At 29.3% G+C, this 8,393-nt stretch carries 6 protein-coding genes; 4 read left to right on the top strand and 2 right to left on the bottom strand.

What is annotated here, in order from left to right; translation table 4 throughout:
* Window positions 1-529: 529 nt before the first annotated feature.
* On the top strand, window positions 530-736 hold the full coding sequence (gene rpmB / locus T386_RS0101475) for a 50S ribosomal protein L28 (RefSeq protein ID WP_029513410.1): 207 nt from the start codon (window positions 530-532) through the stop codon (window positions 734-736).
* 57 nt (window positions 737-793) lie between these two features.
* Here rpmB and T386_RS0101470 read toward each other — a convergent pair whose 3' ends face one another.
* Together T386_RS0101470 and T386_RS0101465 are read right to left on the bottom strand one after the other, a co-directional pair.
* Complete coding sequence (locus tag T386_RS0101470; RefSeq protein ID WP_029513409.1) at window positions 794-1,342, bottom strand: DJ-1/PfpI family protein; 549 nt, start codon at window positions 1,340-1,342, stop codon at window positions 794-796.
* A gap of 136 nt (window positions 1,343-1,478) precedes the next feature.
* Window positions 1,479-2,381, bottom strand: coding sequence for an MSC_0882 family membrane protein (locus tag T386_RS0101465; protein WP_029513408.1), 903 nt, complete (start codon window positions 2,379-2,381; stop codon window positions 1,479-1,481).
* 643 nt (window positions 2,382-3,024) lie between these two features.
* Here T386_RS0101465 and T386_RS0101460 point away from each other — a divergent pair.
* Genes T386_RS0101460 through T386_RS0101450 form a run of 3 tightly spaced genes read left to right on the top strand, consistent with a single transcriptional unit; the run spans window position 3,025 to window position 8,383 of the window.
* Window positions 3,025-5,934, top strand: a complete 2,910-nt coding sequence (locus tag T386_RS0101460) for an OppA family ABC transporter substrate-binding lipoprotein (RefSeq protein WP_029513407.1) — start codon at window positions 3,025-3,027, stop codon at window positions 5,932-5,934.
* Window positions 5,935-5,993: 59 nt separating this feature from the next.
* The gene (locus T386_RS0101455) at window positions 5,994-7,118 is read left to right on the top strand and encodes an ABC transporter permease (RefSeq protein WP_029513406.1); all 1,125 of its coding nucleotides are present in this window, start codon (window positions 5,994-5,996) and stop codon (window positions 7,116-7,118) included.
* Window positions 7,118-8,383, top strand: coding sequence for an ABC transporter permease (locus T386_RS0101450; protein WP_029513405.1), 1,266 nt, complete (start codon window positions 7,118-7,120; stop codon window positions 8,381-8,383). The genes T386_RS0101455 and T386_RS0101450 overlap by 1 nt, the downstream gene beginning before the upstream one ends.
* Window positions 8,384-8,393: the final 10 nt, after the last annotated feature.

Genomic DNA, 8,393 nt, shown 5'->3' with positions numbered 1-8,393 from the left:
GTTTTATATTGGCATAATTTAAATTAGTACAAAAACACCCCATGAATTGTGAGATGTTTATATCAAAAATACTTTAATTTGAGTCTAATTTTTTTGTCCTAGTTTAATATTCAAAGCAATGATTCACTTTTTCATTATTTCTATATTTTTTACTTACTAATCTTATCTGCTTTTGATAGGAATCTTAATGTTCATGGCTAATTTCATTATTTCATACGCGTTTTTATTTTTTTATTAACACAAGAGACATAGACTATATTTTCAAACAGTATATGGTGTTATATTAAATATGATTTTATTAATGTTACAAAAATATAATTTCAAAATAACAAACTGTAATTTTTATAGAAACGACTGTTTTACAGGCAAATAACAAAAAATTGCTATTGATGAAATAAAAATATTCATCTTTATAAATCCACTAACAACCACCTATTTTTTTATTTTTAAAATCGCATTATATGATAAAATAGATTTTATAAATTTGTATCATATAGCAATATTAAATAGTATTATGAAAGGAGCAAATATGGCAAGAAGAGATCAATTAAACGGCAAAGGCCCTCTTGTTGGTAATAAACGTTCTCACTCAATGATTGCAACTAAGAGAACATTTAATGTAAATTTACAAAAAATTACTATTACTAATTCAGATGGAACCCCTACAACATTAAAAGTTAGTGCTAAAACAATTAAAACACTTAAACGTAAAGGCCTTTTATCAGCAGGAGTTTAAATTTTAAGAAAATAATAAAAACCAAGCTAAATTTTAGCTTGGTTTTAATTTAGCAAATTATCTATCTCCATAAAGGGCTTTTTTAAGGCTATCATGTTTTTCTTGTCCAAAAAGAATTTTAATAACTAATAAAGCAAAAGCAACAGATGATGCAGGAGCTTTACCTGTAAAGATTTTTCCATGGTTTGTAGCCTGTGCTTCATTTCTAAGTTTTCCCGAATTTGTATCAATGTATGAAATTGGATATGAACTATAAACAGTTTCATTATCAATGATACCGTTTTCAAATAAAACATTTGGCGCATCACAAATTGCAAAAATGTATTTACCGGCGTCTTTGAATTTTTTAATTAATTCTATTGATTCCTTATCATTTCTTAATTCTTGAGCACCTGCTCCGCCAGGAATGAAGATTGCATCGTAATCATCAAATTTAATTCTTTTGTGTAGTGTCATCTTCACAACACCATGTTGCCCATTGGCTTCTGAATAGCTAGGGTTATGATATTCAACTTCTTCAAATTGACCAGATTTGTTAAATACACTTAACACTGATACTAATTCCATATCATTAAAATTATTATGGACTAAAACTAATAATTTCATATTCATTCTCCTTTAAGATCTATTATAGTAATAATTATATTTAAATAATTTACATTTAAGAATTTAATTTATGCATAACAAAAGCAAAATAAAAAGCATAGTTATAAAAATAACTATGCACTTCTATTAATTTATTCTAACCTGTTACTGCTTTTTTTCTGCGAATAAGTCCTTTTCAAATAGCGACTAGCAAAAGAGCAAGTGGTAATAGTATAGTTAGCACCACAACTACAAGATATATTCTTAGTCACATTTTATTTCTGTCTTTTTTAGCTTGCTCAATTTGTTCTTGGATCTCTACCGATCTTTCGCCAAGAAAGTCACCGATGTCAATTAATCTTTTTTTATCAAATAATTTGATAATTATATATCCTGCTATTAATGATGCCATAATGATGACATTAATTAAACAAAATAAAGGTGTGTTTTTAAAGCTGGCGTCCAATCATTTTGGCCAATCTAAATTCAAGTACACCGAACCTTCCTTACTGCCCGCTTCTCATGGGCCAGATTTATGAAGACCAAAAACTATTAAGGTAAATAAACCTAAATATGTAAGAATGAAAATCAATATTCAAAGCAAATTAATATCCTTTAATATGATTTTTCTATATACAATGTGAAATGTAGTGCTTGATGTGTAATCACCAGCTGAAATAGCATCACGATATCTTTGTATGGTATGAGTTCATTGCACATTTTCAATAGCATTTTTAATTCCTACTGCTAGTGATAAAAAACCAGTTATTCCAAAAAGCACTAAATAACCAATTAAAGGGCTATCTTGATCACTATTGAATGGAGCCACTTTATATCATGCTAATATAAAAGCTAAAATACTTAGCAAAGTGATAGAAAAAGAGATAACCATAATAGTAATTTTTAGTAGTTTTTCTGACCGTATTACTTTATAAATTCTAGGTGAAAATTGATGTTTAGGATCTTGATATACTTTCGAGGCTGTTTTAGCAAAAGTTATATCCCTATTACTTTGGACTATCTCAATTGTTTGATTATTTTGTATGGGTTTATACTTCATAAATTCTGCCTCATCACATATTTATATACATGCTAATATTATATTAAACATTTATTCTAAACACTTAAATTAAAATTTTGGGAATAGATTTAGATAATTAATTCCTCACCAAAAATCCCAAAAACACAGTTGTTATTTTTCATATTTATTTTACAAATAAATGTTAATAAGATTTATACAAATATTATATATAAATAAATTATGTGAGAATTTTCAGTTTGAATAAAAAATATGCAAAAAATTCTCTCATTCGCACCTGATTTTGATGTGTCAAATTAGGTTTTATGTCCATCTTTTTTGGCAAAATATTTTTTCTTGGTTTTATTTTTTTATTTTATAATAATAGCGTTATGAATACAAATTACCAATATATGAATAGATTTGCAATGATTATCATTAAGAACTCTAACTTAATGAATTTTTGCTATAAGTTCCTACATATTACGGTATCTAAATAAATTTACACTCATTAATAGTTTAATTTAAATAGTAGGAACGCTGAATTCCTACTTTATTTTTATAAAACATTATTATTCATAACATATACACATTATTATTATATATAACTCCTTATTAACATTAGTCTCAAATATAAAATATATATTACTATTTCAGTTATTAATAAGTGTATGAAAGGACAGATATGTCAAGAAAAAATAAATTATTACTAACTTTTGGAGCTTTGTCTACAACAGCTGTTTTACCACTTATTGCCGCAAGTTGTGGTAAAGGCCAATCAGCACAGTTCCAAGAACTTACGTATGAACGTTGAAATGAAATTTTAAAAGATGAAAAATCTTTATGAAATTATGATCTTGAAGTAAAGCCATATAGTAAAAATGATGCTAAATTGCCAATAGGTCAGTTAGCAAATGGCGTTTTGAGACAAGCACACAATGGTGGGCATGTCAAAAATACTGAATATACGTTAGATAGAACAGCATCATATGGTTCATGACAAAATCAACCAACTGATTCAACCGTTGGTGTGCTGTTAAGAAAGGAATCTTTATTTACTCCTATTGTCTTTAAAACAAAAGATGGAAAATGAATTAATGCTCGTCCATCAGTTTGAAGATATAAATTAGAACTAGGTTCAGAAGTAACATTAACTTATAATGATGCTGGTGTTGAAAAAACTGAAACATTTGACAACGACATCGTTGATACTTTCCCAGAACCAGATGGTGGAGCTACTGAAGCTACTTTAGCAGATGGGAAAACTAAAACTTATAATGTTTTCAAATTTTCATACTATCAAGCTTTTTCATCAAATGAAAAAAGTATTAACAGCAAAAAATTTGCTGATGTCTTAAAAAAGGCTACAAAACTACAAATTGGTGTTAAAAAAGGTCAAAAATGAGTTGGCAGAAAAGGTGAAGAAACTAAATATGATATAGTTCCTGATGACTTTTGAGTTTCATGACTTAGAACTAAAGGCTTAACAGCAAGTGATCGTGTTAAGTTATTAGAAGGCCAAGCCGATAAACTTACACTCAAAGGCGAAAAACAAACTAGCGAACAAGTTGATAAATTTATTAACGAAAAAATCTTAGCTGACAAATCAAAATACTTTACAGCTAATGCTAAATACCCTAACGAGTATTTATATAGTTTCTATAATGTTGACTCAACAAAATTTTGAAAAAAAGAAGATTTTATTCAAAATGACAAGTTAACTTTTGTTAGAAAAAACACTGGTGTAGAAGGCCACTTTGATTTATTATTTGAAAACCTTGCTACATCACAAGACTTTACAGCTGCGCCATCACAATATCTTGCTGAACTTGATCAAGATCCAACAAAAATTAACATTCAAACAAATAAAAATGTTCAAGTTGAAGACGATGTCAAGACTCTTAAAGAATTATTGTCATTAGTTAAAGGAACTCTTGCTGGTAAAGCCGGAATCTACTGATATGGTTTTAATGATGATTCAATTTTAACAGCAGGAAGATATTACTATGTTAATTATGATGAAGGAACTCGTGAAGAAATTTACAAACTTAATACTCATTATAGAGCAGAAAATCCTAATGACCCAATCGCAGTTGCTAAGGATAAAAACAAAATTAAAGAACACAGACTTTGATACCAAGGGGACTCGCTAAATGATACCAGTTTTCAACTCGCTGTTAAAACTGATTATCTAAATGGTGATTTTGGAATCCTCTCTCATACATTATTAAGTAAAAATGACTATGAAGATATGAGTTTGCAACAAATTAATAACGGTGTATTTTACTCAAGACAAAGTAATGCTACATCTGGGCCATATAGATTTTTAACCACTTATTTACCATATTCTGCAACTCATACAGCAGATACACAATTTAACTATAATAATAACTTTGCTAAACTAGCATATGGTTCTTCACTTGAAGAAATTAGAACAGGTGGTAAGTTCCAAAATCTTAAAGATAAATTTGGAGCTAAAACAATTGCTTTCAGAACAATGCTTACAGCAGCAATTAACTGAGAATATTTAGCATCATGAGTTAGTGAAGGTGAATCGAGTGCTTGATTATCACATATTGCTCCAAACGGCGCTATTAAAGCTAAAGATAATGTAGATAAAATTGATCAACCAGAACAACACGCTAAAGAATTCAATTCATTATTTTATTTAAGTGCTGATGGTAAAAAAGCAGGTACTATTACTCCTGATCAAAACATTAAAAAATCTAGTGCTCAAAATGACAAAGATAGAATTAAATCAGCAGAATTTGAAAAAATTCAAGCTGAAATTAAAAAGATTCTTGATGAATACTACACAGCAAATAACCTTGATGCTCAAAAAGACAAAGTTGAGTGAACTGTTATAAATAGAAATGCAAAAACATTTGTTCCACCAAAAATGGAAAGTTTATTGCAATGATTGCCTGAATTGTATAGTGATCTTGATCCAAGACTTAAATGTACATTTAAAAAATATGACACAAAAGAAGAATGAGCTAAAAATATTGCAAGTCTTACATCATTCCAAGAATGAGCTGGTTGAGGTTATGACCTTGATGATATAGGTTCAGGTTTTGATGGGCTTGGTGCGGTTTCATTAAGAGCAATATTAGTGTTAATAAACTATGATATTGAATTACAAAATTCACTTAAAGGCAGTTTTCCACAATTAGTAAAACTTGCAAAAGCTTTTGTTGCCTTTATGAATGATCCAAAACAAGAATTTAAATGAAGTGTTCCATTTGACAAATGAAAAGATGTTGAAAGCAAATACTGAGTTAGATTTAATGACAGCGTGGAATCATTCAAACTTGATGCTACCGGTCAAGTAGTAGAAAATAAAGAAGGTGGTTTTACACAAATTGGTGCAGCCAGTGCACAGTTCTTTGTACAATACACAAAAACCATTAATGTTAAAGATGTGATCGCGCTATCAAACGAGTTGCTTAATTACTATGGTCGTGTTCCAGAACCTGATTTATTAGTAAGCAAGAACCAATACTCAATCGGTTTTGTCAACCACTATCTTGGAAAAGTGTATTCAGCAGCAGATAACCAATGACTTGCCGATTATGTAATCCGTAATGGTCAATAATATTTCTATTTTTATAAAACTTAGCCCTAAAATATAGAAATAATATAAAATAAAATATTATGTTTAGATATTTATCAAAGAGAATAGCCATGGCTATTCTTACATTATTAATTGTTATAGTTTTTTCTTATTGCCTTTTAGCAGCATTTGGGAAAAACCCTTATGAAATTCAATTAGCTAACATTTTAGCAGGGAATCCAAAGTCAGATGACCCTGCTTTACTTCGCATTAAGGCTGAGATTAAAGCATACAGCGAGATACCATTAATTAGTAAATTATTTACTTATCTTGGCGATTTATTAAAAGGAAACCCAGGGATTGTTTATGGCAAAATAGATGGAGTTGACTCTTTTGGAAAAGATGTTTCAAAGGTGTTTTGAGAATACTTTCCTAACAGTCTATTCGTTTCTTTACCTGCTTTCATTATTAGTTCAATTACTGGTACAACATTAGGAATAGTTGCTGGTTATAAACGTGGAAGCATATGGGATAGTATTATTAATGCCTTTGTGTTCTTCTTTATAGCAGTACCTTCATTTATCATTGCTCCTATATTTATTCAAATCTTTACCTCAGCAGGTTTTCCAACTGTTTATACTCCATGAGTACCAAATGATAACTCTGGCCTATACACTTTTGCTAAATTCTTCAAAAGTATTATTCCACCTATTTTGGTTGTTTCACTTAGCTCAATGGCTGTTTATACACTATATGCTAGAAACCAAACAGTTACAGTGTTGACATCAAATTACATCTTAATAGCTAAAACAAAAGGTTTAAGTGGAATGCAAATTTTCTGAAAATATGTTTTAAGAAATATTTCAATTCCACTTAGTGCTTTGATCTTACCATCTTATATAGTTCTTTTATCAGGTAGTATTATTGTTGAACAATTTTGAGGAGTTAAAGGAACTGCACAGATTTTATCTTATGCCTTTCCTAATGCTGAAATTAATATAGTTATGTTCAGTATTATCTTATTCACTGGTCTAACAGTCTTTACTGATATATTAGTTGATGTTTCGTTTGTGATATTGGATCCTAGAATTGTTTATGAATCAAGTTCAGGCATTAATTACTTACATATTTTTAAGGCTTATTTCATTAGACAAAAGAAGCTTAAAGAAATATACAAACAACAAGAACAAATACCACAAGTTACTGATGCACAAGGAGAAAACTAATGAATGCTAATGAATTTAACACTAAATATAAATTAGATGCTGATGCTTTAAAGAAATTAGTTATCTCGAATAGACCAAAAGTTACAAACAGTGTGGCTGGTAAGCCAAAGATCTTAATTATTGAAGTTATCAAAAGGTTTTTTACCAATCCAATTGTTGTTATTTCTACTGGCATCTTTTTAGCAATTATTTTAACTGCCATCATTGTTACTATAAATCCTGTTTATAAACCTGGAACCGATATTACTAGATCGGTTGAAAAATTAAATTATTGAAATGGTGGTCTTTCAGATATAGATAATTTACCACCCATGTTTTCGCCATATGTTCAAACTAATAAAGCAAATGTCATTAATGATATAAACCTATTTACTGATCCTAAATACCCTTTTTCTAAGTATTTAAAGGAATATCTTGACTTTGAAAAGATATCTTCTGAACGTGTTTCGATTGATTTTTATAAATATTATTATGCAAGACAATTAAATTTTGCTTTAAATAAAGCATACAATGAAGGTTATTTAATAACTGACAATATGGTTTCGTATTTAAAAACACAAGTAGATCAATTTACTTTAAAGACTTACTTTGGTACTACTCATATTAACCGTGATATTTGGGGAACTGTTTGGGCTGGAACGTTGGAATCAATTAGAATTGCTATGTTTGTTGCCACTGTTGAGGTTATTATTGGTGTTTCAGTCGGTGCTTATTTAGGCTTTCATGCTGGAAAGTGAATTGATACAGTTTTAATGAGATTTATTGATATTTTCCAAGCTCCACCTTCAATTATTTGACTATTAATGTTTGTTTCCCTTAGTAAAAATCCCGGCGAGTGAGTCTTGATTGCTGGTTTATTATTTACAGGATGAACTTGACCAATTTACTCTACTCGTTTATTTATTATCACAGTTAAAGATGAAGAATATATTTTAGCTTCTAAAAGTGTTGGTGCTTCAACTAACAGACAAATATTCTTCCACGCACTTCCTGCTATTTTAGGAAAAATAGCAATGAACTTTGTTCGTAGAATACCAGCCATTATATTAAGCATTGCTTCGCTTTCATTCCTTGGTTTCTATAATGCACCAGAATCTTATAACTTAGGTAAGTTTTTATATGATAATATAGCAAACCAAGCTAAAAACCCATGAATTATGATTATTCCAGCCACAATTCTTTTATTGATTTGTTTAAGTTTACAATTTATAGCAATAGGTTTACATGATGCACTTGACCCTAAGGTTATTAAAATTAAAAGATAGAAAGTAATTA

It is taken from the genome of Mycoplasmopsis primatum ATCC 25948 (genome assembly GCF_000702785.1).
Lineage (GTDB): Bacteria > Bacillota_I > Bacilli_A > Mycoplasmatales > Metamycoplasmataceae > Mycoplasmopsis > Mycoplasmopsis primatum.
This window is presented reverse-complemented; position numbering and strand designations above follow the sequence as displayed.